This is a genomic window from Archangium sp. (genome assembly GCF_045802675.1).
Taxonomy (GTDB): domain Bacteria; phylum Myxococcota; class Myxococcia; order Myxococcales; family Myxococcaceae; genus Archangium.
This window is the reverse complement of the sequence record NZ_JBJMQO010000011.1, coordinates 1-22,080: the sequence shown is the minus strand read 5'-3', so window position 1 is coordinate 22,080 and position 22,080 is coordinate 1. Positions and strand designations below refer to the sequence as shown.

The 22,080-nt window shown below is 70.1% G+C and carries 20 protein-coding genes and 1 pseudogene; 10 read left to right on the top strand and 11 right to left on the bottom strand.

What is annotated here, in order from left to right:
- Nucleotides 1-182: 182 nt before the first annotated feature.
- Together ACJ8AN_RS02465 and ACJ8AN_RS02460 are read left to right on the top strand one after the other, a co-directional pair.
- Nucleotides 183-2,147, top strand: a complete 1,965-nt coding sequence (locus tag ACJ8AN_RS02465; protein WP_407753571.1) for an APC family permease — start codon at nucleotides 183-185, stop codon at nucleotides 2,145-2,147.
- Between the two features lie 53 nt (nucleotides 2,148-2,200).
- Entirely contained in the window at nucleotides 2,201-3,505 is a 1,305-nt protein-coding gene (locus ACJ8AN_RS02460; RefSeq protein WP_407753570.1) for a CapA family protein, read from the top strand.
- Here the strand turns inward: ACJ8AN_RS02460 and ACJ8AN_RS02455 are convergent.
- On the bottom strand, nucleotides 3,502-3,951 hold the full coding sequence (locus ACJ8AN_RS02455; protein WP_407753569.1) for a hypothetical protein: 450 nt from the start codon (nucleotides 3,949-3,951) through the stop codon (nucleotides 3,502-3,504). The genes ACJ8AN_RS02460 and ACJ8AN_RS02455 overlap by 4 nt on opposite strands.
- A 242-nt stretch (nucleotides 3,952-4,193) precedes the next feature.
- Between ACJ8AN_RS02455 and ACJ8AN_RS02450 the strand changes: the two genes are divergently transcribed.
- Nucleotides 4,194-4,598 (top strand): helix-turn-helix transcriptional regulator, encoded by a 405-nt coding sequence (locus ACJ8AN_RS02450; RefSeq protein WP_407753568.1) that lies wholly within the window; start codon nucleotides 4,194-4,196, stop codon nucleotides 4,596-4,598.
- A gap of 66 nt (nucleotides 4,599-4,664) precedes the next feature.
- Here ACJ8AN_RS02450 and ACJ8AN_RS02445 read toward each other — a convergent pair whose 3' ends face one another.
- The 3 genes from ACJ8AN_RS02445 to ACJ8AN_RS02435 all read right to left on the bottom strand — a co-directional run bounded on the left by ACJ8AN_RS02445 (nucleotide 4,665) and on the right by ACJ8AN_RS02435 (nucleotide 7,166).
- Complete coding sequence (locus ACJ8AN_RS02445) at nucleotides 4,665-5,855, bottom strand: cysteine desulfurase-like protein (protein WP_407753567.1); 1,191 nt, start codon at nucleotides 5,853-5,855, stop codon at nucleotides 4,665-4,667.
- 114 nt (nucleotides 5,856-5,969) lie between these two features.
- The gene (locus tag ACJ8AN_RS02440; protein ID WP_407753566.1) at nucleotides 5,970-6,467 is read right to left on the bottom strand and encodes a rhodanese-like domain-containing protein; all 498 of its coding nucleotides are present in this window, start codon (nucleotides 6,465-6,467) and stop codon (nucleotides 5,970-5,972) included.
- 171 nt (nucleotides 6,468-6,638) lie between these two features.
- The gene (locus ACJ8AN_RS02435) at nucleotides 6,639-7,166 is read right to left on the bottom strand and encodes a pyridoxamine 5'-phosphate oxidase family protein (RefSeq protein ID WP_407753565.1); all 528 of its coding nucleotides are present in this window, start codon (nucleotides 7,164-7,166) and stop codon (nucleotides 6,639-6,641) included.
- A 337-nt stretch (nucleotides 7,167-7,503) separates the two neighbouring features.
- Between ACJ8AN_RS02435 and ACJ8AN_RS02430 the strand changes: the two genes are divergently transcribed.
- The gene (locus tag ACJ8AN_RS02430; protein ID WP_407753564.1) at nucleotides 7,504-7,845 is read left to right on the top strand and encodes a hypothetical protein; all 342 of its coding nucleotides are present in this window, start codon (nucleotides 7,504-7,506) and stop codon (nucleotides 7,843-7,845) included.
- A 29-nt stretch (nucleotides 7,846-7,874) separates the two neighbouring features.
- Here ACJ8AN_RS02430 and ACJ8AN_RS02425 read toward each other — a convergent pair whose 3' ends face one another.
- Nucleotides 7,875-9,776 carry a glycoside hydrolase family 15 protein gene (locus ACJ8AN_RS02425; protein ID WP_407753563.1) on the bottom strand — a complete coding sequence of 634 codons (1,902 nt, stop codon included), beginning with the start codon at nucleotides 9,774-9,776 and terminating at the stop codon, nucleotides 7,875-7,877.
- A gap of 232 nt (nucleotides 9,777-10,008) precedes the next feature.
- Between ACJ8AN_RS02425 and ACJ8AN_RS02420 the strand changes: the two genes are divergently transcribed.
- Entirely contained in the window at nucleotides 10,009-10,911 is a 903-nt protein-coding gene (locus ACJ8AN_RS02420) for a hypothetical protein (protein WP_407753562.1), read from the top strand.
- Nucleotide 10,912: 1 nt separating this feature from the next.
- On the opposite strand, the gene ACJ8AN_RS02415 is transcribed toward ACJ8AN_RS02420, so the two are convergent.
- The 3 genes from ACJ8AN_RS02415 to ACJ8AN_RS02405 form a co-directional block, all read right to left on the bottom strand.
- Entirely contained in the window at nucleotides 10,913-11,596 is a 684-nt protein-coding gene (locus ACJ8AN_RS02415; protein WP_407753561.1) for an amino acid ABC transporter ATP-binding protein, read from the bottom strand.
- A complete protein-coding gene (locus ACJ8AN_RS02410) occupies nucleotides 11,593-13,050 on the bottom strand; it encodes an ABC transporter substrate-binding protein/permease (RefSeq protein WP_407753560.1) in 1,458 nt (485 codons plus the stop codon). The genes ACJ8AN_RS02415 and ACJ8AN_RS02410 overlap by 4 nt, the downstream gene beginning before the upstream one ends.
- A gap of 168 nt (nucleotides 13,051-13,218) precedes the next feature.
- Nucleotides 13,219-13,590, bottom strand: a complete 372-nt coding sequence (locus ACJ8AN_RS02405) for an STAS domain-containing protein (RefSeq protein ID WP_407753559.1) — start codon at nucleotides 13,588-13,590, stop codon at nucleotides 13,219-13,221.
- A 233-nt stretch (nucleotides 13,591-13,823) separates the two neighbouring features.
- On the opposite strand from ACJ8AN_RS02405, the gene ACJ8AN_RS02400 reads away from it, so the two are divergent.
- Together ACJ8AN_RS02400 and ACJ8AN_RS02395 are read left to right on the top strand one after the other, a co-directional pair.
- Nucleotides 13,824-14,321, top strand: a complete 498-nt coding sequence (locus ACJ8AN_RS02400) for a hypothetical protein (RefSeq protein WP_407753558.1) — start codon at nucleotides 13,824-13,826, stop codon at nucleotides 14,319-14,321.
- Nucleotides 14,322-14,580: 259 nt separating this feature from the next.
- A complete protein-coding gene (locus ACJ8AN_RS02395) occupies nucleotides 14,581-15,978 on the top strand; it encodes an LA_2272 family surface repeat-containing protein (RefSeq protein ID WP_407753557.1) in 1,398 nt (465 codons plus the stop codon).
- A 333-nt stretch (nucleotides 15,979-16,311) separates the two neighbouring features.
- Here the strand turns inward: ACJ8AN_RS02395 and ACJ8AN_RS02390 are convergent, their stop codons facing one another.
- The 3 genes from ACJ8AN_RS02390 to ACJ8AN_RS02380 all read right to left on the bottom strand — a co-directional run bounded on the left by ACJ8AN_RS02390 (nucleotide 16,312) and on the right by ACJ8AN_RS02380 (nucleotide 19,245).
- Nucleotides 16,312-16,950, bottom strand: coding sequence for a hypothetical protein (locus tag ACJ8AN_RS02390; protein ID WP_407753556.1), 639 nt, complete (start codon nucleotides 16,948-16,950; stop codon nucleotides 16,312-16,314).
- A gap of 182 nt (nucleotides 16,951-17,132) precedes the next feature.
- Nucleotides 17,133-18,800: a lamin tail domain-containing protein gene (locus ACJ8AN_RS02385; RefSeq protein WP_407753555.1), complete on the bottom strand. Its 1,668-nt coding sequence runs from the start codon at nucleotides 18,798-18,800 to the stop codon at nucleotides 17,133-17,135.
- 151 nt (nucleotides 18,801-18,951) lie between these two features.
- Nucleotides 18,952-19,245 (bottom strand): hypothetical protein, encoded by a 294-nt coding sequence (locus tag ACJ8AN_RS02380; RefSeq protein ID WP_407753554.1) that lies wholly within the window; start codon nucleotides 19,243-19,245, stop codon nucleotides 18,952-18,954.
- 145 nt (nucleotides 19,246-19,390) lie between these two features.
- On the opposite strand from ACJ8AN_RS02380, the gene ACJ8AN_RS02375 reads away from it, so the two are divergent.
- The 3 genes and pseudogenes from ACJ8AN_RS02375 to ACJ8AN_RS02365 form a co-directional block, all read left to right on the top strand.
- A complete protein-coding gene (locus tag ACJ8AN_RS02375; RefSeq protein WP_407753553.1) occupies nucleotides 19,391-20,590 on the top strand; it encodes an esterase/lipase family protein in 1,200 nt (399 codons plus the stop codon).
- Between the two features lie 216 nt (nucleotides 20,591-20,806).
- Nucleotides 20,807-21,382 (top strand): imm11 family protein, encoded by a 576-nt coding sequence (locus ACJ8AN_RS02370; RefSeq protein ID WP_407753552.1) that lies wholly within the window; start codon nucleotides 20,807-20,809, stop codon nucleotides 21,380-21,382.
- Nucleotides 21,383-21,506: 124 nt separating this feature from the next.
- A pseudogene (locus ACJ8AN_RS02365) lies at nucleotides 21,507-22,080 on the top strand (hypothetical protein); the annotation flags it as partial.

Below are 22,080 nucleotides of genomic sequence, written 5' to 3'. Positions count from 1 at the left end.
CGCCGCGGGAGCCCGGCGCCCCGGCGCTCACCTGACCGCCCGCCCTGGAAGCGGAACTCTTCCATTCCTGCTCGACGAGGAAGGTAGGGGCTTCGCTCCTACTCGAAAGGTGGGATGAGAGGCGGGCATTGTTGTCCTCTGGAACACTGACCACCCGCGAGGGGGCCTCACTACTTTCGAATATGTCTTGGAAGGAACTGCTCTTCGGGAAGCCCATCCCGGATGACGAGGCGGAAGAGGAGAAGCTCGGGCCGCTGGCGGGAATCCCCGTGCTCGGGCTCGATGCGCTCGCATCGGCGGCCTATGGACCGGAAGCCGCGCTCACCGTGCTGCTCGTGCTGGGCACGGCGGGCAGCCGCTACATCGGCCCGCTCATCGCCATCATCGCGGGGCTGCTGCTCATCGTTCAATTCTCCTACCGGCAGACGATCGCCGCCTACCCGGACGGTGGGGGCTCGTACTCGGTGGCCCGGGAGAACCTCGGGACGAAACCGGCGCTGCTCGCCGCCGCCGCCCTGGCGCTCGACTACGTGCTCAACGTGGCGGTGGCCATCTCCGCGGGCGTGGGAGCGCTGGTGTCCGCCGTCCCCGCGCTCTTCCCCCACATGCTCCTGCTGTGCCTGCTGCTGCTCGGGCTGCTCACGCTGGTGAACCTGCGCGGCCTGCGCACCGCGGGCATGCTCTTCATGGTGCCCACGTACCTCTTCGTCGGCTGCCTGGGCCTCACCCTGCTGATGGGCGTGGTGAAGCTCGTCGCCTCGGGAGGGCACCCGGCGGCCGTCGTGCCACCGCCGCGGCTTCCCACCGGGACGGCCACCGCGAGCCTCTGGCTGCTGATGCGCGCGTTCGCGAGCGGCTGCACCGCGATGACGGGCGTGGAGGCGGTCAGCAATGGCGTTCCCATCTTCCGCGAGCCCCGGGCCCGGGGAGCCCAGCGGACGCTCGCGGGCATCGTGGGCATCCTGGCGATGCTCCTCGGCGGTGTGGCGCTGCTGAGCCACGCCTATGGCATTGGCGCGACGCCTCCAGGCCAGGCGGGCTACCAGAGCGTGCTGTCCCAGGTGGTCTCCGCCGTCGCCGGACGCGGGGTGTTCTACTACGTCACCATCGCGGCCATCGTCGCCGTCCTGTGCCTCTCGGCCAACACGAGCTTCGCGGGCTTCCCCCGCCTGTGCCGGCTGCTGGCGCTCGAAGGCCACCTGCCCGCCGCCTTCTCCCACTCGGGGCGCCGGCTGGTGTACTCGACGGGCATCATCATCCTCTCCCTGCTGGCCGCGGTGCTGCTGGTGGCCTTCGGCGGCGTGACGGACCACCTCATCCCGCTGTTCGCCGTGGGCGCCTTCCTGGCCTTCACGCTGTCGCAGTTCGGGATGGTGTTCCACTGGCGCCGGAGCACCGACCCGCGCGCGAAGCACTACCGGGTGGTGAACGCGGTGGGCGCGGGGGCTACGGCCCTCACGCTCGGAGTGGTGGCGGTGTCGAAGTTCACCGAGGGGGCCTGGATGACGTTCGTGTTCATCCCCCTGGCCTTCCTGCTGTTCAGCGCCACGCGCCGCCACTACGAGCGGGTGGAGCGCGCCACCGGGACCGACCAGCCGATGCAGGTGGTCCCCGCTCCCGAGCCCGTGGTGGTGGTGCCCGTCAAGCGGCTGGACCTGGTGACGGAGAAGGCCCTGCAGTTCGCGCTCACCATCTCCCCCGAGGTTCACGCCGTCCAGGTCCGCGCGCAGGTCCACGAGTGCGCTGAGCTCAACGGCTGCTGGCGCAAGCGGGTGGAAGCGCCCCTGAAGGCCGCGGGGCTCCCCGTGCCCACGCTGGTCGTGCTCCGCTCGACGTACCGCCAGGTGGTGGATCCGCTCCTGGGCTACATCCGCAAGCTCGCGAAGGCGCATCCGGACCGGTTCATCGCCGTGCTCGTGCCGGAGCTCATCGAGCACCGCTGGTACCACTACCTGCTGCACAGCCACACGGCCACCGTGCTGAAGATGATGCTCCTGTTCCGGGGCGGGCCGCAGGTCGTGGTCATCAACGCGCCCTGGTACCTGCGCGAGCGGAGGCACCCGTTCCGGGACGCCGTCCTCCGGGCCCGGAAGCAGCCGGCGCTCCGGGGCGCCCGCATCCAGCAGCCCGTCTCCGACGCACCCTGAGTGCGGCCGGGGGGCTCTGTCCTCCTGGCCGCCTGCTCGGCTAGCGTGAGGGCGTGCTCGTCCCGGCGCTGCTGCTCGCTTCTTCGCTGTGTGCCACCCCGCCCGAACGCGTGGAGCTCGTGTTCGGGGGCGACGTCATTCCCCATGGTGAGGTGAAGGAGTCCGCGGCCGACCACGCGCGCGCCGACCCGGGAGATGCCGCTCCGGCCCGGTCGCTCAACCACGAGGGCTGGGACCATGTCTTCGGGCCCCTCGCCCAGACGCTGCGCTCCGCCGATATCGCCATGGTGAACCTGGAGACGCCCGTCAGCGCGAACCCCAAGGCCCGCACGGGACCGCTCCTCTTCGACGCGCCCCCCGCCATGCTGCACGCGCTCGCCGCCGCCGGGGTGGACGTGGTGTCCATGGCCAACAACCACGCCTATGACCAGCAGCGCGCGGGCGTTGCGCGCACCTGGGCACAACTGGCCGAGGCGGGCCTCCAGGGCGTCGGCTCGGGCACCTCCGAGGCCGCGGCGTGGGAGCCCCTCATCGTCGAGAAGCACGGGATGCGCATCGGCTTCCTGTCCTTCACCCGGTGGCTCAACGGCGCCCGCAACCCGATGGAGCCGGACACCTCGCCCCACGTCGCCTTCGTGCCCTACGTGACGGGGAAGAAGCCGCTCAAGAGCGGCCTGGCTCCCGAGTCGGCCGTGGAGCTGGTGCGCGCCGCGTCCCGGCGCTGCGACGCGCTCATCGTCGCCATCCACTGGGGCACCGAGTACCACCACACGCCGCACCCGGAGGATCGCAAGTTCGCCCGGGCCCTGCTGGAGGCCGGCGCGCTCGCCATCGTCGGCCACCATCCGCACGTGCTGCAGCCCGTCGAGACGTACCGCACCTCCACCGGACGTGACACGCTCGTCGCCTTCTCGCTGGGCAACCTCGTCGCCAACCAGGACAGGTACTTCATCCACGGCCGCCACCTGGGGGAGGACGGACGCAAGCGCGACTCGCTGCTGCTGCGGCTCTCGCTCTCGCGGCCCGCGCCGGGCGCGCCCGTGGCGCTCGAGGACATGTCCGTGCTGCCGGTGTGGATCGACAACAACCACTACGCCGTGCGCAGCAAGCCCAACGTGCCGCGCCTCATCCAGCCCGTGCTGCTCGACGAGGAGCTGCGCGCCATCAACGAGCGCCTCGTGGACCTCGCGGCCCGGACCGCCCACCCGCCGCGCGAGGTCCGCCAGGAGCGCACCGTGCTCGAGCGCCGGCTGGACCTGGCCCGGAGCCGGCGCGAGCTCATCCTGCGCATCGCCCTGCCTCCCGGCCCCGGCGTGAGCGCGGCCGAGTCCGGGAAGCGCCGGGCGGGAGCGGGTTAGCGCTCGGGCGGCGGGCGCGTGCCCGGGTTGACGGTGTCCTGATCGGCCTGGCCCTCGTCGTCGTCGAGCCCCTCGTCATTCACGCCCGGCTGGAGCACGCCCTCGTCCTCGTCGAACACGCCGGCGCCCCCGGTGCCGCGCGAGCCGCTGGTGCCGGGCTCGTTCGTCATGCCCTCGTCCGTGGTGCCCGCACCACCCGTGCCGGGCTCGTCGAGCGGGCCCTGGTCGTCCCCGCGGCCCGTGTCTCCGGTGCCCCTGTCCCGCGAGCGCGTATCGTCCGCTGAATCCTGCTGGGCGTCCCCGCCCTGCTGCTGCTCCTGCTGCTGCTGGAGGATGTCCTGCGCGCGCGGCTCGGCGTCCGCGCGCTGGCACCCGAGAGTGCCTGACGCCACCGAGGTGGCGAGCAATCCCGCGAGTGCCAGACGTGTCTTCCTGTTGCCGGCCATCGTTCCCTCTCCTTGGGTGTCAGGTGCCTGACGTCAACGTGGGCACGCGGGCGGGGCTCCAGCAGGAGGCGCTCGCCCTCCCGGACCCTCCGCGGCCGCCCGGGAGGGAGGCGACGCTCGCGGTCATGAGGCTGTTGGGCTCTCGGGGGGTGGCCCCGAGGGAAAAGAGATTCCGCAAGTCCCTAGGCGCGGGTTGGCCTCTCGGGTAATGTCCTCCAACGTCTCTTTGGACGTCAGGCACCATGGCATCGAAACGCACCACCCCTCCGCCCCCCTCGCAGCAGCGCATGGATGACAAGCTGGCACTGGCCCTGGGGGCGGCGGCGCGGGCCGCCCGGTTGCGCGCCGGGCTCACCCAGGCGGAGGCGGCCGAGAAGGTGGGCCTCGCCTCCGGCGTCTATGGCCGCATCGAGCGCGGAGGCATGATGCCCAGCGTCCCCACGCTGCGCCGGCTGAGCATCGCCCTGAAGATTCCCTCGGACACGCTGCTGAGCCTGAGCCACTCCGAGGTGACGGCCTGGGTGGACTCGCTGCCGCCCCGGGAGGAGCGCCCCGCGGACCTGAGGAAGCTGGCGCGCTCGCTGCGCAACCTCTCCCCGGCTCAGCTCAAGGTGCTCAACGTCATCGCCACCGCGCTCACCCGCTGAGCGTGAGGTTGGGACACATGGCCCGACCTGATGGGGCTGGTCGGGCCACCGCTCGCGTCAGCCCTCTCAGGGCAGCGAGTCCAGGCCGGCCATGAGCCGGTCCACGTCCGCCTGCGTGTTGTAGTGCAGCAGCGAGACGCGCACCGCGCCCTCGGGCATGAGGCCCAGCCCCTGCATGGCCAGGGTGGCGTAGTAGTGGCCCGCGGCGACGCCCACCTCGTGACGCGCGAGGTGCTCGGCCACGGCGCGTGGTGGCAGTCCCGGCACGTTGAAGCAGAAGGTGGCCACGCGGCCCTTCGCCTCCGCCGGGCCGTACAGCTTCACGCGCTGGTGGGCGCGCAGCCGCTCCAGGGTGGACTCCAGCAGCGGGCGCTCGAGGGACTCGATGCGGCGGAAGGCCTGCTCCAGGCCCGCGCGCCCGGGCACGCCGCCGCCGAGCACCTCGCGCACGTAGCGCAGCGAGCCCAGCCAGCCGGCGAGCCCCTCGTGGTTGGCGGTGCCGGGCTCGAACTTCTGGGGGCTGTCGTCGGGGACGAACCACAGCTTGTCCGCGGGCAGGCGGGGCAGCAGCTCGCCGCGCACGTACAGGCAGCCCAGGTGCGGGCCAAACACCTTGTAGGGCGAGAAGGTGACGAAGTCCGCGCCCCAGCCCTTCACGTCGGGCAGCAGGTGGGGGCTGGCGTGCACCGCGTCGATGATGCTCCACGCGCCCACGGAGCGCGCGAGCTCGGCGGCGGCGGCCACGTCCGGCGCGGTGCCCACGGAGTTGGCGGCGGCGGTGACGGCCACCAGGCGGGTGCGCGGGGTGAGCAGCGCACGGAGGTCGGCGGGCTCCAGCCGGCCCTCGGGCCAGCGCGCGCGCCACACCTTCACCCCCACGCCCTGGGCCTCCAGCCAGCGCCAGGGGCTGGCGTTGGACTCGTGCTCCAGCTCCGAGATGACGATTTCGTCCCCGGGCTGGAACACGCGGCTGAAGGCGCGCGAGAGCTGGAAGGTGAGGGCGGTGGCGCTGGTGCCGAGCATCACCTCCTCGGGCTGGCAGTGGAGGAACTCGGCGGTGGCGGCGCGGGCCTGGGCCTTCACCTCGGTGGCGCGCACGGAGGCGGCGTAGGGCTGGCCCACGTTGCAGCTGCCGCGGGTGAGGAAGTCGGTGAGGGCCTGGAGGGTATGGGTGGGCACCTGGGCCCCGGCGGCGTTGTCGAGGTAGCTGAAACCCGACCGCAGTGCGGGGAAGTGCTCGGCGAAGGGAGTGCTCATGGCGCGCGCAGCATAGCGCCCCGGTGGCCGCGGGCGCTCGGGGAGGGGAGGGGCGCCGGGCACCACGGTGCGCGCACCTCACGGTGAAGTGAGGCGCGCGCTCGCGGCGGTGCGTCAGCTCTGCGGCGCGAGGGAGGCGGTGGGCCGACCCGCCTTCTTCCAGCCGAGGAGCCCGTCGGGCAGCACGCTCACGTCGGTGTAGCCGGCCTCGAGCGCCTTCTTGGCGGCGGCGTGGCTGGCGGTGCACTGGGTGTTGGCGCAGTAGAAGACGAGCTTGGCGTCCTTGGCGGCCGGCAGCTCCTTGGCCGCGTCGTACTTCTGGAAGTGGGTGAGGAGCACGGCGCCGGGGATGATGCCGTTCTGCTTGCGGAAGTCGGCGTTGTTGGCGTCGAGCACCGTGACCTTCTTCTCCTTCTGCAGGTCGGCCACCTGGGCGATGGAGACCTGCTTGAAGTCGGACGTGGTGTCGGCCTTCGCGGCGGCGTCGTGCTTGGCCTTGTCGCAGGCGCACGGCTTGCCATCGGCGTGCTTCTCGCCCTCGCAGGCGAGCGCGGCGGCGGGAGCGGCGAGCGTGGCGGCAACGAGGATGGCGCCGAGGAGCTTCTTCGTCATGAGGGACTACCTCCGGTGGGAAAGGGGGACGGCGGGCGAATAACGCTTCACGCGGAGTTTGATTCCACGCTCGCGTGCGAATCCACCCCTTCTCCGACGCGAAGACCCGGGCGGTATTCATCCCGGCCCGGGCCCTCGTGACGCTTGCTGGAAAAGTGCAGCGGGGCCGTGTCAGTGCAGCGCGGCGCCGGAGTCGTCGAGGTTCACCTTCTCGTTGTCGCCCGGGCGGAACGGCTCGCCGGTGAGGACGCTCTTCACGAAGCCCACGAGCTGCACCATGCGCTTGTTGGGCGTGTCCCAGTACTCGGCCTTGGTGACCCTGACGCACAGCAGGGCGAGCTCGGCATCATCCAGGCCCTGGGGGAACCAGGCCTTGAGGGTGGGGCTCCACAGCTCGCGCGCCTTCTCCTTGTCGAGCACCAGGCGGGCCATGCCGCTCACCGACACGTAGCGGTCCTTGCCCGGCTCCGAGTACGAGAGGTTGACGTGATGGTCGCGCTCCACCTCGTCCACCTTGGGCGAGTGCTCGCGGGTGAAGAACCACAGCTCGCCGTCGAAGTCCCGGTCGTGCGTCCACATGGGGCGGCCGCGCAGGGTGCCGTCCTCCTCCACCGTCGTCATCATCGCGACCTTGATGCCGTGGATGAGCTCGCCCAGGTGCGCGGTGGGGTCCTTCTTCTCCGTCTTCTTCGTGGCCATGGGTGGTGCCTCCCAAAGCCACACGGTAAGCAGGGCGGGTGGGGCTGGCAGGAGCGCGGACGGCGACGTTCCCTCGCCGGCCCTCTAGGAAGGCCCTGGGGGCGGGGTTGCCAACGGCGGGGAGGATGCAGGGGATTTCCGGACTGCGAGAGTGGGGCTCTTCACCGTTGAGAGGTGTGACCGGATTGCTCCTGTACGCGGAGTATTGGGCGTCCCTTGCTTGTCGTGCGGTCGCGATTCTTCTCTCTCCGCGTGACTGTGCAGGCGGGCATCACCCATGTACGCTGATTCCACTGTTCTTCGCGGCAGCGGCCGCAATCTCGGACAGGGGGGCTGTATGGCTGGCATCCTTGGAATGGACGGCCTGTCCACGGCGCAGGTTCAGGACGAGCTGCGGCGCGGCGGTAGGTTCGTCGTCTTCGAGTATTGCGTCTCGTTCTTCGTGACGACCCTGCGGCGCTCCTCGGACGTGTATTTCATCCGGGCCGGGCAGGGCACGTTCGGCCTGAGCCTGGGCTACACGCTGCTGTCGCTGTTCCTCGGCTGGTGGGGGATTCCCTGGGGCTTCATCTACACGCCCCTGTGCCTCGCCACGAACCTGCTCGGGGGCAAGGACGTGACGGAGCAGGTGGTGCCCTCGCTGCTGGCGCCCCGGTACGATCCGAGCCTGGGCTACTAGCCGGCGTCCCAAACGAGTCTCGCGACGGCTCAGTGCGCCGCCTCCCACGAGAAGTGGGACATGAAGATGGAGCGCCGGCCGAGGTGGTAGGTGAGCGCGAAGTCGGCGTAGTCATACGCGCCCGGCCTCGGCAGTTGGAAGCTCCGCCCCGCGGAGAGCTGCGCGCACGAGGCCACCAGCGCCATGTGTGTGAAGGCCTGCGGGAAGTTGCCCATGGCCTCGCCCGTGCCTGGAATGGCCTCCTCGGCGTAGAGGCCCACGTCGTTGGCCAGGCTCAGCAGGTGGCGCAGCAGCTCCTCCGCTTCCTCCGTCCGGCCCGAGTGCACCAGCACGTCGTGCAACCAGAAGGAGCACAGCAGGAAGGTGCCCTCGCCGCCGCTCAGGCCGTCCGGCGCGTGGTAGCGGAAGAGCAGTCCGCCCTTCTCCAGGTGCTCTCGCACGTGCTTCACCGTGCGGCTCACCAGCGGATGCGCCGAGGGCAGGAAGCCCAGCGCGGGCAGTTGCAGCACCGACGCGTCCGCCCGGTCCGAGCCCACCGATTGGGGGAACCACCCGAGGCGCGTGCCCTCCTGGAGGAGGTACTCGCGCAGCAGCGCGCGCTCGCGGGCCCAGCGGCCCACCGGGGCCGGGAGCCGGCGGGTTCGCGCGATGCGGATGGCCCGGTCCAACGCCACCCAGCACAGCAGCTTCGAGTGGAGGAAGTGCCGGGGCTCGTCGCGAATCTCCCACAGGCCCTGGTCCGGCTGACGCCAGCGCACGCACACGTCATCCACCAGGCCGCGCAGGAAGCTCCAGTGCTTGGACGACAGCCGCACGCCCAGCTTCGAGGACAGCCACGCGCCCTGCAGCAGCTCCCCGAAGACGTCGAGCTGCAGCTGCTTCACCGCTCCGTTGCCGGCGCGCACGGGCCGCGAGCCCTGGTGTCCCTCGAGGTGGGGCAGCTCCACCTCGGGCAGCAGGCGGTGGCCGCGGATGCTGTACATGATTTGAACGTCCTCGGCGCGGCCCGCGCTGGTGCGCTCCAGCCAGTGCTGGAAGGCGAGCGTCTCCTCCTGGTAGCCCAGCAGCATCAGCGAGATGAGCGTGAGCGTGGTGTCCCGTAGCCAGGTGAAGCGGTAGTCCCAGTTGCGCTCGCCCCCGGGCTCCTCGGGCAGGGACGTGGTGGGCGCCGCCACGATGGCCCCCGAGGGCGCGTACGTGAGCGCCTTGAGCACCAGCGCCGAGCGGCGTACCGCATGCGAGTATTCGCCCTCGTAGGCGCAGTGGGAAATCCACTCGCGCCAGAAGGCCACGGTGTCCTCCAGCCGCCGGCGCATCGTGGCCAGGTCCGGCATCTCCGCCGGGGTGCGCTCCACGAGCGAGGGCGTCCAGGCCGACTCCACCCAGGCCTCGTCCCCGGCGCGCATCCGCCAGCGCGCGCGCAGCGCGTTGTCGTGGGCCACCAGCGGGCGCGTGGCCGTCACCCAGAGCGCGTCCGCGCCGCCCACCAGCTCGGCCGTCTGGGGCGAGGTGAGGCGGATGCGCGGCACGAAGGCCCCGTACTCGAAGCGCGGCGCCACCACCACGCGTGCGTGCACGTGCCCGCTGGTGCAGCGCAGCCGCCGCAGCAGCGAGTGCCGTGTCCCCAGGCGCGCGGCGTGCGAGCCGCTGGTGCGGATGGGCATGCAGTCCGTCACCTCCAGCACGCCGGTGGGCGTGGTGAAGGTGGTGACGAGCACGTTGGTGTCGTCGATGTAGCGGCGCCGGGACTGGAAGGGGCCGTCGGGGCTCACCCGGAAGGAGCCGCCCCGGCGCACGTCCAGGATGCGGCAGAACACCGAGGGCGAGTCGAACCGGGGGAAGCAGGCCCAGTCGATGGAGCCATCCCGGCCCACCAGCGCCGCCGTGTGGCAGTCCCCCAGCAAGGCGTAATCGTCGATCCTCTGCCGCATCACGTCTCCCGAGGGCCTCGCCACGAGGTAGAGGGCCTCCCTCGTCATTGAGTACGGGGGGACGCCGTTGCAACCAGGCGCGGTTGCTCGCCCCGTGGGTCTCCAGGCGGGAAACCGGCGGCTCGTGTCAGGCTTCTCGCCGGCCGTTCGTCCCGGCGGCATGCGAACCGAACGCAAACTCATTCCTACCCCCTGTGCGCCCCAATCCCTTTGCTGGAGCGGCGATGCGCTCGTGGATTGGATCTCCGGCGGCAACCGCCATGGCCTGGACGGAAGCGTCGTCGAGCCTCCTGTCCGCTATGGCTACCGCTTCGACAGCGCGGTGATGTCCCGGGACGGCCGGTATGCCGTCATCTACGAGAGGCTCGGCACGAAGGGGCTCGTGGTGAAGGAGGGCATGGTGGAGCGGGAGATCAACCGCAGCTGCTACCACGCCGACGCCTACGAGTATCCCGTCGCCCTCGTGACCCTCCCGAGTGGACGCACGCTCCTCGCGCACTGTCCTGATGAGTATTGCCGCCTGGAGCTCGAGGATGTCGAGACCGGCGAGCGGCTCACCCGGCGGAAGAGCGAGTCTCCGGACATCTTCCACTCCCGGCTCCAGTTCAGCCGCGATGGCCGCTACCTGCTCAGCGCGGGGTGGCTCTGGCATCCCGTGGACGTGGCGTATGTCTTCGACGTGGCGCGCGCGCTCGAGCACCCCGAGTCACTCGACCAGCCCCAGGGCCTCGCGCCAGGGGACTCGTTCGTGGAGGTCCAATCAGCGGCCTTCGGGGAGAAGGACACGCTCGTCGCCCGATTCTGGGGTCTGGAAGGGAGCGAGACGGAAGAAGAGGGGGGCCTCGGGGTGTACTCGCTCACCGAGCGCCGCTTCCTGTCCGTGGTCCAGCCGGGGTGTCCCATGGGCACGATGATGGTGATGGACGGGTACGTGGTGGGTTTCTACGAGCACCCGCGCCTCATCGAGCTCGCCACGGGCCGGGTCGTGGAGCAGTGGCCCGAGCTCTCCACGGGGAAGCAGGCCAGCAGCATCATCCGGCACCTTCCCCGCCTGCCGCCATTCGCGCTGGACCCGGCCCGATGCCGCTTCGCCGTGGGGACGGAGAAGGGCATCGAGGTCGTCAGCTTCCGCTAGTTCAGCCGTGAGCCTGGGCGAGCAGCCGGCGTGTGGCCTCGTGCTGGGGCGCATCCAGCACCTGCCCGGGAGGGCCCAGCTCCACGAGGTGGCCCTGGTCCAGTACCAGCACCACCTCCGAGGCCCGAGCGAGCCCCACGTCGTGCGTCACCACGAGCTGCGTCATTCCGAGCGTGCCCACGCGGCGCAGCGTCTCCACCACCTCGCGGCGCAGGGAGGGATCGAGCGCGCTCGTGGGCTCGTCGTACAGCAGCACCGCGGGCTCCATGGCCAGGGCCCGGGCGATGGCCACGCGCTGCCGCTGCCCTCCCGAGAGCATCTCCGGGTAGGCGTCCATCCGGTGGCCCAGCCCCAACTCCTCCAACAGCTTCCGGGCCCGCGCCTCCGCCTCCGCGCGCGAGCGCTTCGCCACCAGCCGCTGCGCCAGCATGCAGTTGGCCAGCGCCGTGAGGTGGGGGAAGAGCTCGAAGGATTGGAACACCAGCCCCGCCTGCCCGCCGAGGTTGATGGTCCCCGCGTCCGGCCGCTCCAGCCCGACGATGCAGCGCAGGAGCGTGGACTTGCCCGAGCCGCTCGGCCCGAGGATGGCCGCCAGCCGGCCCGTCTCCAGCGAGAAGGACACCCCGTCCAGGGTGGCCGAGGCCGTCCCGGGGAAACGCTTGCGCACGTCCTCGACGCGGATCATCGCGCCACCTCCTTCAGGTGACGGCCGAGCCGCGCCTCCACCGTGCGCGCCAGGTGCGCGAAGGGCAGGCCGAGCAGCAGGTAGATGGCGGCCACCATGAGCCCCAGGCCCAGGTGGTCTCGCATGGCGTTGGCCAGGTTGAGGTACGTGCGCGTGAGCTCGGTGAGCGTCACCAGCGACACCAGCGAGCTGTCCTTGAGCAGCGCGATGAAGTCATTCGTCATGGGCGGAAGGGAGATGCGCACCGCCTGGGGCATCACCACGTGGCGCAACGTCTGCCACCGTGTCAGCCCGAGCACCTTCGCCGCCTCGTGCTGGCCCGAGGGCACGCTGGAGAGCCCCGCGCGGTAGTTCTCCGCCTCGGCCGCCGCGTAGTTGAGCCCCAGCGTCAGCACTCCGGCCGTGAGGGGATTCAACCGCAGGCCGAGCTGCGGCAGGCCGAAGTACACCAGCGTGAGCTGCACCAGCAGCGGCGTGCCCCGCACCACCTCGATATAGGCCGTGGCCAGCCAGCGCAGGGGCGCCGGGCCGAAGACGCGCGTCACCGCCAGCACCACGCCCACCGCCACCGCGAGCGCCATCGCCAGCAGCGACACGCCCAGCGTCATCAGCGCCCCTCGCGCGAACAGCACCAGCGTGGTGGGGTAGCGCTCCCGCACGCGCTCGAGGAAGGGCGGCATCTTCCCCACCGAGGCCCGCCAGGACTCGTACTGCTCCGGCACGCCCCGCGGCGTTGGATCCGGGTCGCCCAGCAGCCGCGCCGTCTCGGCGTTCCACAGGCCCCAGCGCTCGTAGAGGGTGCGCAGCGTGCCCTCGCGCGCCAGATCCGCCAGTGCCGCGTCGATGGCCTGCCGCAGCTCCTCCTGGCCTTGGTGCACCGCCACCGCGTACCGCACCTCGCCGAAGGTGCCCGGCACCACCTCCAGGTCCGGGTCGATGGCGCCGTAGTACCGGGTGATGGGCTCGTCGAGCAGCACCGCGTCCGTGCGGCCCAGCTTCAGGTCCGCGAAGATCTCGTCCTGGCCCCCCTCGTACGCCTTCACCTGGGCGCCCTCGCGGCGGAGGATGCGCTCGGCCAGCGAGCCCGGGAGCGTGCCCACCGGACGGCCCTTCACCTGCGCCAGCGTGTGCGGCGCGCGCGTGTCTCCCCGGCGCACCGTGAGCCGCTCGGCGGCCGCGTAGTAGGGGCGCGAGAGATCACAGACGCGCTTCTTCTCCTCGGCCACTTCAATCCCGTTGAGCGCCACGTCGAAGTCCCCGCGCGCCAGCAGCTCCAGCAGCGAGTCCCATGGGCCGAGCACCGGCCTCGCCCGCACGCCCAGCTTCCCGGCGATGGCCTCGGCCAGGTCCACCTCGAAACCGATGAGGCGGTTGGGATCCATCGGGTCTTGGAAGACGTAGGGCGCGCCACCTTGAGCGTCGGCACCCCACAACAACTCGCCGCGCGCCTTCACCGCCGCGAGCCCTCGTGGCTCGGCGACGGGAGTCTCCTGCGCGAACGTTGGCAGACAAAACAGGACGAGGCCGGCGAACAGGGCTCTGGTCAGTGCTGGGTCCCTCCCATGGCGGGGGTTGAGGAGGGCCGCAGTGTAATGCGCTTTCGCGCCGGGTGCAGAAAGCCGTCAGTCGTCGAGGTCCCGGTCGTCGCGCGCCGGGAAACAGGCCGGGCAACGCATGCTGTGGCGCGTGGGCGCGAGCGTGTGCGGGTCGATGTTCAGGTACTGGAGCACCCGCGCCGGATGGCCGGGAATCCCCCGCGTGCGCAGGTGGAGCTCCGGCATCCGGCTCAAGCCCTGGACGAGGAGATTCAACGCGAAGTCCTGGAAGGTGCTCACCTTGCCGAAGTCCAGCAGCACCTGGCCCTCGCTGGCCTGGCGCTGGAGGAGCTCCAAAACCTCCCGCGCGGCCCGGGCGTCGAAGGCTCCCTGCAACTCGATAGAGGAGAGCGGATGGCTCCTCTCTCCTTCTCCGGTGCTGGGCGCTGTCTGGGACATGGGAGCTGCTCCTTTCCTCCAGCCTGACGTCTCTTGGAAGTCGCGTGCCAGCCACCCCGCCCCGGAATGTCAGGCACCGGGCGCGATTCGTGCGCTTCCGTACATCCCGGCGCGCAGGATGTGCGCCGAATGCACGGCCTCCCCCGGAAGGAACGTGATAGGGGCACGCGCCGTGCCCGCGGGACGTCCCCGGGATGGAAAGAAGGGCCGGACGTGGCCCGAGGAGACTGGCGATGCTGAAGTCGGCGATGAACGATTGGGCCCTGAAGGCCATCCAGCTGGAGACGGCGCTGATGGCGCTCGACGAGGTGGGCCTGCCCGCGACCATGAAGGGCCTGCAGGACAAGGCCGAGCAGGCCATGCGCGACCTGGTGAAGGGCTGGATGGCGCAGAAGCCCAAGGCCGACGAGCGCAAGTGGAAGGTGGAGCCGCCCAAGGAGGGTGGCATGCCCCAGGACGAGGAGCTCGCCGAGGTGGTGTCCAACCTGAAGGAGGACGGCACGGAGTGGAGCCTCCTGCGCGCCACCAGCGACAAGGGCGACACGGTGGAGACGCTCGTCGCCGGGGACATGGCGTGGATGGTGGCCGGGGGCGAGTACTACGTGGGCCAGTGGGACGAGGAGTCGCAGCAGCTCGAGCACGGCCGTGACGACGAGGAGGGCGAGATGGGCACCGGCCTCATCCTCACCGTCAAGGGCGAGCTCGTCTTCGAGTCCCAGCTCGACGACTGAGCCGCGCTGCTACAGGCCGAGCAGCTCCACCCTCCGGGCCCGGGTCTTCGCGTCGGGCAGCCGCCCGGTGCCTGCGCGGAGGTTGTCCTCGAGGTGGCGCGGGTTGCTCGTGGCTGGAATGGGGCACGTCACCGCCGGCTGCCCCAGGAGGTACTTTCGGAAGGAGGGCCGGGAAGAATCGTGAGCGGGGCAGGTGACAGTTGCTGGAGGGAGCGGTGTTCCAGTCGCCGAGAGGTTCAGTTCAGGAAGAGGGTTTGCGATGAAGCTCGAGCGTTCGGTGTGTGCAGGTGTCATGGCGGCGCTGGTGTCGTTCTCGGCGGGCGCCCAGCAGCCGGCTCCCGAGTCCCCCCCATCCGCCCCGGTGGAGGTCTCCCAGCCGGCGCCCGCGCCCCAGGCTCCGGTGCAGCAGGCCCCCGCGCAGGACGCCCCCGTACAGCAGGCTCCCGCGCAGGACGCCCCCGTACAGCAGGCTCCCGCGCCGCAGCCGGACCCGGTGCAGCCTCGGGCTCCCGTACAGGAGGCCTCCGTGCCGCAGCAGGCCTCCGTGCCGCAGGCTCCGGTGCAGGAGGCCGTGGCGCAGCGGACTCCCGAGAAGGAAGTGCGCATCCCGGTCAGCCTCGCCCTGCTGCCCGGCCTGAGCAACAACGGGTTCGACAGTGGCAACGTGGTGAACAGCCTCGCCATCGGAATCATCACCACGCACGTGGGCCGGGTGGATGGCCTGGCCGTGGCCATGCTGGGCAACTGGGTGGATCGCGAGCTGAGCGGTGCCTCGCTGGCGTTGGGCGGCAACTACGCGGGCCAGGTGAAGGGCACGCAGATGGCGCTGGGCCTCAACGTGGCCGGGGGCTCGATGCACGGCTGGCAGGCGTCGTTGGGCGTGAACGTGGCCGCCGGCGAGATGGTGGGTGCGCAGCTCTCCTCGGGCCTCAACATCGCGGCGGGTAAGGCCTGGGGTCTCCAGGCGGCGACGTGGCTCAACCTCGCTCCGGACCTGGTGGGCGTGCAGGCCTCCTCGGGCCTCAACCTCGCGCGCCGTCTCGAGGGCGCCCAGCTCTCGCTGCTCAACGTGGGCGGTGACGTGAGCGGTGCACAGGTGGGCCTGCTCAACATCGCGGGACGGATGAAGGGCGTGCAGCTGGGCCTCATCAACGTGGCCGGCGAGGCGGAGGGGCTCAACCTCGGCCTGCTGAACTTCGTGGGCAACGGCCAGCACCACGTGCAGGTCTGGTACAGCGACATGGCCATGACGAACGTGGCGCTGAAGCTCGGCGGCCGGTACTTCCACACGCTGTTCACCGTGGGCTTGCGTCCGAGCCGCGCCACCCAGCAGCGCCTCTGGGCGGCGGGCCTCGGCCTTGGCGCACACATTCCGGCCGGGCTCCTCTTCTTCGACGTGGACGCGCTCGCCAGCAGCCTGCACGAGGGCCGGTTCATCGACTCCAGCCAGCACCTGCTCACCCAGCTGCGCCTCGTGGCGGGTTTCCAGCCGGTCAGGCACTTCGCGCTCTTCGGCGGCGTGACGGCCAACACCCTCCTCTCCTTCAACGGCGAGGAACTCGAGGGCATGGACCGGTTCGGCGAGGGCCAGGTCTTCCACTCGAACGGCGCGCGCGTGCAGGTGTGGCCGGGCCTCGTGGCGGGCCTCCAGATTTGAGCCAGGAGGGGCCGGGTGGCGGGCGAGCCCCCGTCCTCCGCCGCGCTGTCCGGCCGGGCACTTCCACGGGGGGTGGTGCCCGGCCGAAGTGTACCTAGGTTCTAGATGCGTGCCCGGCACGGACCATGAGTGGGTGGTCCGGTGCGGGACGGGGTGGGTACCGGATGGATGGGTGTGGAGGTAGGCGAGCCCGTGCCGGACGCGCTCCTTTTCACGAGCCGATGAGCCCTCCGTGCGTGCCCGGGTGCTCCATGCTCCAGGTCAGCCGCGGTGCTGGACCTGGGCGCCGCTCGGGTGAGGTAGCTCCCAGCGAGGTGTGCCCCAGGTGCTGGCTCAGGGGCACTGCTGCAGGGCGAGCCGCCCGCCGCCCACGCGCGCCAGCGTGTCGTAGTACGCGAAGGGGCTGAGGTTGGTGTAGCAGGCGTAGTGCCGGTAGTTGTACGGCTCGATGTGGACGTGGGGGGCGGTGGAGCAGCTCCCGTTGTACTGCCAGGTGGCCGAGGCGAACCGGTACGAGTTGCTGATGACGGCGCCGTTGCTCACGTTGATGTTGTCCACGTGGGCGTACTTGACCCAGCCAATCGGCGTCCAGGTGCCGTTGTAATAGGCCTGGACTTCGATCTGCACCACATAGCCACCATCGTAGTAGTTGCCGCTCGCGCAGGCGGGCACGGGTGCATTGGCTCCTCCCGAGAGGACGACCCCGCGGATGGCCGTCGCCGGGCTCAGGGGCCTCACGTCGAACCAGACATTGGTGCCGCCCGTCGAGCCGCTCTGCAGGGCGACATCGAAAGCCGTGTCCCCACCGAAGACGACGTGGTGGTAGGGCGCGGGCGACGTGACCACGCCCGTGTAGTCGAACGGGCTCACGACGTTGGCTTCCAGGTGATAGGGATTGGTGCCATCCGCCAGGGCCTGGCCCGCCATGCCCAGGGTGGCCAGCAAGACGAGTCGCTTCATTCCCGCGAGCATGGGGTTCTCCCACTGCATGGGTTTGTGATGCGCGCGCACCGTACCAGCCCACCCGGGCGTATGACAATCATCATCCAGGATAACGGCACAATCCCCATCAAACGGAATATGCCGTCATCCCTGGAGGCGGGTCCGGCGCGGCTCCAGTCCGGGCGGGACGGGAGCCACGCGCGGCCCTGGTGTCAGAAGGCGTTGCCGTTCACGCGCTCACCCGGCGACGCGCTCAGCGACGAGAGGGTGGTGTGGAGCACGAAGCCGCCCGTGGCGCTCGCATCGGGGCTGCGGTTCATCGACACGCCGTCCTGCGCGGCCAGCGAGCTCGCGTAGGTGTACGCGTTGATGGTCGTGGCGCCGTTCTTCACCGTCACCGTGTCGCCCGTGTTGTTGAGGCTGAGCGTGCCGGTGGAGGCCACCACCGCATTGGGCGTCCCCGCGGGAATCCCCGTCGAGCCGCCGAACACCGCGATGGCCTTGCCCACTCCGAGCACCGTGCCCGTGGGGAAGGTGTGCCGCACCGACGTCGCGTCCGAGACGGTCCACCCGCTGATGTCGATGGACGTGCCGCCCACGTTCACCAGCTCCACGAACTCGCCGTCCGTGGCGCTGCCGGGCTCGTTGGCCAGGATTTCATTGATGATGACCTTGGCCGGGCTGGAAGCGGCCGGGGTGGTCGCGGAAGCGGTGTTGCTGACCGCGGACTCGTTGCCGGCCACGTCATCGGCCGTCACCCGGTAGTAGTAGGTGGTGCTGGCGGCGCGGCCGGTGTCCGAGTAGGTGGTGCCGGTGGTGCTCGCCACGGCCACGAAGTTGGCGTTGTCCGTGCTGCGGTAGATGTTGTAGCTGGCGACGCCCACGTTGTCGGTGGACGCCGTCCAGCTCAGGTTCACCTGGCTGGCGGAGGCGGCGCTGGCGCTCAGGCCGCTCGGAGCGGTGGGCGCGGTGGTGTCGGTGCCGCCGCCCTTCGAGGCGTAGCTGACGCTCTGGGTGCCCTGCTTCACGGTGAAGGTGCTGCCATCCGCGGAAGAGGTCAGCTCGATGTGGCCCAGCGCCTTGTTCATGGCCGGGTCCTCCGTCTGCCAGATGTCCGAGTTGTGCGCCGTCAGCCGGTCCAGGCACTCCACCGTCGGGTGGCCGTAGGTGTTGTCCCTGCCCACGGAGATGAAGGACACGGTGGGGTTGGTCGCGTCCAGCAGCGGGTTGGTGGACGAGTAGCGCGAGCCGTGGTGGTGCACCTTGTAGAGCTCGAGGGGGCCCACCTGCGTGGCGATGAGCGACTCCACGTCATCGGGCGTGCCGGTGAGGTCTCCGCCCACCAGGCCGTCGAAGGCGCCGTACGAAATCTTCACCACCACCGACTTGGTGTTCTCGTCCGTGGTGGAGACGCCGTTGCCATTGGCCGCCACCACCGAGAGCGTCACCTGGCCGCACAGGCTGAAGGTGTCGCCCTTGCGCACGGTGGTGCGCTTGCCGGCGAAGTGGCTGCTGTACTCCGTGTACGCGGTGGAGGAGTACGTGCCGCCGTGGTCGTACACCTGGGTGATGGGCACCGCGTTCGTGCCCACGTCCACCTCGTCGATACCGCCCATGTGGTCGGTATGCAGGTGCGAGATGAAGACCATGTCGATGCGCGTCACGCCCAGCGACTTGAGGTAGGCCTTGATGGTGGTGCCCGAGCCGGTGGGACCGCCATCGAACAGCGCCACGCAGCCTCCGGGCGCGATGAGCACCCCCGAGTCACCCTGGCCGATGTCCAGGGTGGTGAAGCGCAGCCCCTGTGCCCCGGCGAGTGCGGGCAGCAGGACGGTGAGCAGCAGCAGCGAACGTAGGACGGACCACGGGCGGGTCAGCATGGGCTTGCCTCCAGAGGGGACGGGCAAGCCCTGGCTACCTCAATTCTTGAGAAACAAGCAAGACGGCAAGTTTCAATATCCCACGAATTCCGGGAGAGCCCTGCCGTCCTTGACGCGGGGCCTCACGAGGCGTGAGGGCTTCTGGGGGGTGTTACGTGTCCTCGTCCTCGCGCACGGGTGCGTCGGCTTCGGCCTCGGGCGAGAGACGCGCCACCTGCTGCTGGCTCTCCTCCCAGGAGTCCCGCGCATCGTTGGCATGCACCTCCGCGGCGGCCTCGTCGTCCTGCTTGCTCGCCCACGTGGTGTGGCCTCCGGCATAGCCCTCGAGGGGACGGGGGCCGCGCTGTGCCTCCACCTCCAGGTCCCTGGCCTCGAGCTCGCGCAACCGCCGCCGCTCCTCTTCCCGCTCGTGCTGATGCAGCTTCTCCACCGGATCGTCCGCCATCTGGCACCTCCTTGGACCGAAGGTGCGAATGGTGCTCTGGGGTTTCAGCGGATGGCGGCGGCATGCCCGGGGCCCGCACGCCTGGCCGCCGGGCGGAGGGACGGGAGCCTTGCGAGCGAGGGGCTTCCCCCGGAAGCTGCGTGCCATGAGGACACTCCACCGCTCGCGCCTCCTGCTGCTCCTGCTGGGCACGGTACTCACCGGCTGCTCCGTCGCCCGAGTCACCGTGCCCCCGCCCACCGGAGACGAGGTGACGCTGCTCGTTCCCGGCTACCGCGGCAGCTTCCTCGTCACCGAGGGCCCGGAGCCCGAGCGGGCCTGGCTCACGGTGGGACAGGCGCTCTCGCGAGGAGAGCGCACGCTCGCGCTGCCCTTTCCGGGACAGCGGCCGGTGCCGGGCTACGGCCCCCTGCGGCCGGACGGTCCGCTCACGCGCTTGTCGGCGCTGTTCATCTCGGTGGACGCGTACCGCACGGCGATGGAGTTCGGCCGCGAGCACCTGCCGGGCTTCGTCCCGTTCTCCTATGACTGGCGGAAGGATGTGCGCGAGAGCGCTGGGGCGCTGTGCGCGCGCATCGAGCAGCTGGTGGCGGAAGGGGGAGGGCAGCGGAAGGTGAACATCGTGGCGCACAGCATGGGCGGGCTGGTGACGATGCACTGCCTGCTGCACGGTGGCGCCCAGGCTGGCGAGCGCCCGTGGGCCGGGGCCGGGCACGTGAAGCGCGTGGTCATCATCGGCACGCCGTTCACCGGGGGCCCGGGCATCTTCGATGACCTGCTGGTGGGCACCGAGACGATGCGCAACCGGGCGTTGATGGCACCCGAGGCGCTCTTCACCTTCGCCTCGTCCTTCCAACTGCTGCCCGAGCGCAGCGACTTCTTCGTGGACGCCGAGGGCAGGCCGGTGGAGTTGGATGCCTTTGATGCGGCCGTCTGGTTGAAGCAGGGCTGGGGACCCTTCGCGGACCCGGCGCTGCGCGAGGACGAGGCCTACCGGGCGCAGCTCGTGCGGATGCTGGACGCGCACCGGGAGCTGCACGAGGCGCTCGCGCCCCGGCCGGGGCTGCCGCCGCCTCCGTTCGAGACGCTCGTGGTGGTGGGGACGGGGCGGTCCACGGTGAGCGGTATGCGGATGGTGGACGGGAAGCTCGACCTGGAGCACCCGCCGCGCGCGGATGGAGATGGCTCCGTGTTGTCCGCGCGAGCGCTGCCCGTGCTGCCCATTCCCTATCAACGCGTGGACAGCGCCGCCGAGCACGTGGCGCTCATGTCGGACCGCGAGGTGCTCCACACGGTGGAGCGCTTCCTCCAGGGAGAAGCGGTGGGAACGGTCCACCAGCCGTGAGGCGCCACGGGTGACGGTGCGCGGTGGCGTTTCCCGCGTGTTCCCCACCCTCGAGAGGAAGGACACTCGTGCGGCGACGGTGACGCTGGGGCTGCTGATGACATACACGGCGGCGGAGCTCTACAACGTGGGAATGGCGTGCCTGCGCCTATACAAGATTGCAGGAGAAGTCTGTAAGCCGGGCTCCAAGCTCAACAAGCTCGCCACGAGGACGCCATGACCGCGCAGATGAAGTGCTACGAAATGTATGACGACATGTACATCCCAGGGCGTTGGCACTTGAAGATGCCTGTGGATGCACAAGGCGAGTGGATCGACACCTGGCAGTTCAACGAGGGAAGAGTCCTCGAAATAGAAGGGCCGATCCGCTTTCCCTTGAAGCGCGCGGGCGTGGCTCTCGAGTTCTCCCTTTGTTCCATGGGCATTCCCGTCGTTCACCGCCGGGTCGTATCGCTCTTCGAGCGTCTGGGGATTCAGAAGGAGGTCCAGTTCATTCCTGTCGAGATAGACGGGCAGGAGGAACCCTGGTTCATCCTCAACACCTTGCAAGTCATCCGATGCATCGACGACGCCCGATGTGAAGAGGTGTTCTACTGGCTACCGGAGCACAACCGCCCGGACAAGTTGGGCGGATACAAGAACGTCCGAGGGCTGAAGGTGGACCCCGCGAAGATCGGGGAGGCCAACATCTTCCGGCCCTGGGGCTGGCTGGTGGTCCTCATCGTCTCCGAGCGCGTCAAGCAAGCCATGGAGGAGGCGGGCATCACCGGCATCAAATTCCTCGAGGTCTGATTCACAGGTAGGCCCAGCGCTATGCTGGCAGTGTGAGCCGGGTCGTGCGTTCCCGGAGGGGAGCGGTCATGGGGTGTAGCCGGGTCTGGTGTCTCCGCCTTCCGAGGAGGGACAATCACGGCCCATGCACTCGCGAATCCTGCCCGCCCTCTGGTTGTTGTTGGTGCCGCTGGCGGTCCAGGCAGCACCGTCCGAAGTCGAAGCGCGGCTGTCGGTGTTGGAGCCCGTGCGGGTGAGTCCCTACCAGGGAGAGCACGGAGAGGGGCTGAAGCTCACCTATGCGGCACTCGGGCCGAACCCGGCGCTGGCGCTGTTGTCGCGGGAGGACGCGCGGGAGGTGGTGGCGGCGCTGGAAGGGGAATTCCAGGTGGCGAGGCCCGGAGCGCATCGGGTGGCGGCGGTCCCCATGGGAGTGCTGGCGGCGGGGATGGTAATGGGGGCAGCGCCCGAGTCGTGGCTGCCGGACCTGGAGAGGCGGGTACGCGAGGAATACGAGAAGCTGTATGGGGCCGCCGGATTCACGCTGCCGGAGTCGCTGGAGAGCGCCCGGTGGATGCAGGCGCTGAAGCTCTCGCCGCGCTACATGGGGGAGGGGGTACGCGAGGCGGCGGTGGAGCTGTTCAGCTCGCGCACGGTGCTGCTGTCGGTGGGCATGTCGATGATGCTCTACATGATGGCGTGGGCGGCGCCGGAGCCGG

Coding starts and splice junctions, on each gene's coding strand:
- ACJ8AN_RS02425 (WP_407753563.1), bottom strand. CDS start 9,776: ATGCGGCAGAGGATCGACGATTACGCCTTGCTGGGGGACTGCCACACG.
- ACJ8AN_RS02430 (WP_407753564.1), top strand. CDS start 7,504: ATGGCTGGCATCCTTGGAATGGACGGCCTGTCCACGGCGCAGGTTCAG.
- ACJ8AN_RS02395 (WP_407753557.1), top strand. CDS start 14,581: ATGAAGCTCGAGCGTTCGGTGTGTGCAGGTGTCATGGCGGCGCTGGTG.
- ACJ8AN_RS02445 (WP_407753567.1), bottom strand. CDS start 5,855: ATGAGCACTCCCTTCGCCGAGCACTTCCCCGCACTGCGGTCGGGTTTC.
- ACJ8AN_RS02405 (WP_407753559.1), bottom strand. CDS start 13,590: ATGTCCCAGACAGCGCCCAGCACCGGAGAAGGAGAGAGGAGCCATCCG.
- ACJ8AN_RS02440 (WP_407753566.1), bottom strand. CDS start 6,467: ATGACGAAGAAGCTCCTCGGCGCCATCCTCGTTGCCGCCACGCTCGCC.
- ACJ8AN_RS02390 (WP_407753556.1), bottom strand. CDS start 16,950: ATGCTCGCGGGAATGAAGCGACTCGTCTTGCTGGCCACCCTGGGCATG.
- ACJ8AN_RS02455 (WP_407753569.1), bottom strand. CDS start 3,951: ATGGCCGGCAACAGGAAGACACGTCTGGCACTCGCGGGATTGCTCGCC.
- ACJ8AN_RS02465 (WP_407753571.1), top strand. CDS start 183: ATGTCTTGGAAGGAACTGCTCTTCGGGAAGCCCATCCCGGATGACGAG.
- ACJ8AN_RS02435 (WP_407753565.1), bottom strand. CDS start 7,166: ATGGCCACGAAGAAGACGGAGAAGAAGGACCCCACCGCGCACCTGGGC.
- ACJ8AN_RS02415 (WP_407753561.1), bottom strand. CDS start 11,596: ATGATCCGCGTCGAGGACGTGCGCAAGCGTTTCCCCGGGACGGCCTCG.
- ACJ8AN_RS02380 (WP_407753554.1), bottom strand. CDS start 19,245: ATGGCGGACGATCCGGTGGAGAAGCTGCATCAGCACGAGCGGGAAGAG.
- ACJ8AN_RS02400 (WP_407753558.1), top strand. CDS start 13,824: ATGCTGAAGTCGGCGATGAACGATTGGGCCCTGAAGGCCATCCAGCTG.
- ACJ8AN_RS02450 (WP_407753568.1), top strand. CDS start 4,194: ATGGCATCGAAACGCACCACCCCTCCGCCCCCCTCGCAGCAGCGCATG.
- ACJ8AN_RS02370 (WP_407753552.1), top strand. CDS start 20,807: ATGACCGCGCAGATGAAGTGCTACGAAATGTATGACGACATGTACATC.
- ACJ8AN_RS02385 (WP_407753555.1), bottom strand. CDS start 18,800: ATGCTGACCCGCCCGTGGTCCGTCCTACGTTCGCTGCTGCTGCTCACC.
- ACJ8AN_RS02375 (WP_407753553.1), top strand. CDS start 19,391: ATGAGGACACTCCACCGCTCGCGCCTCCTGCTGCTCCTGCTGGGCACG.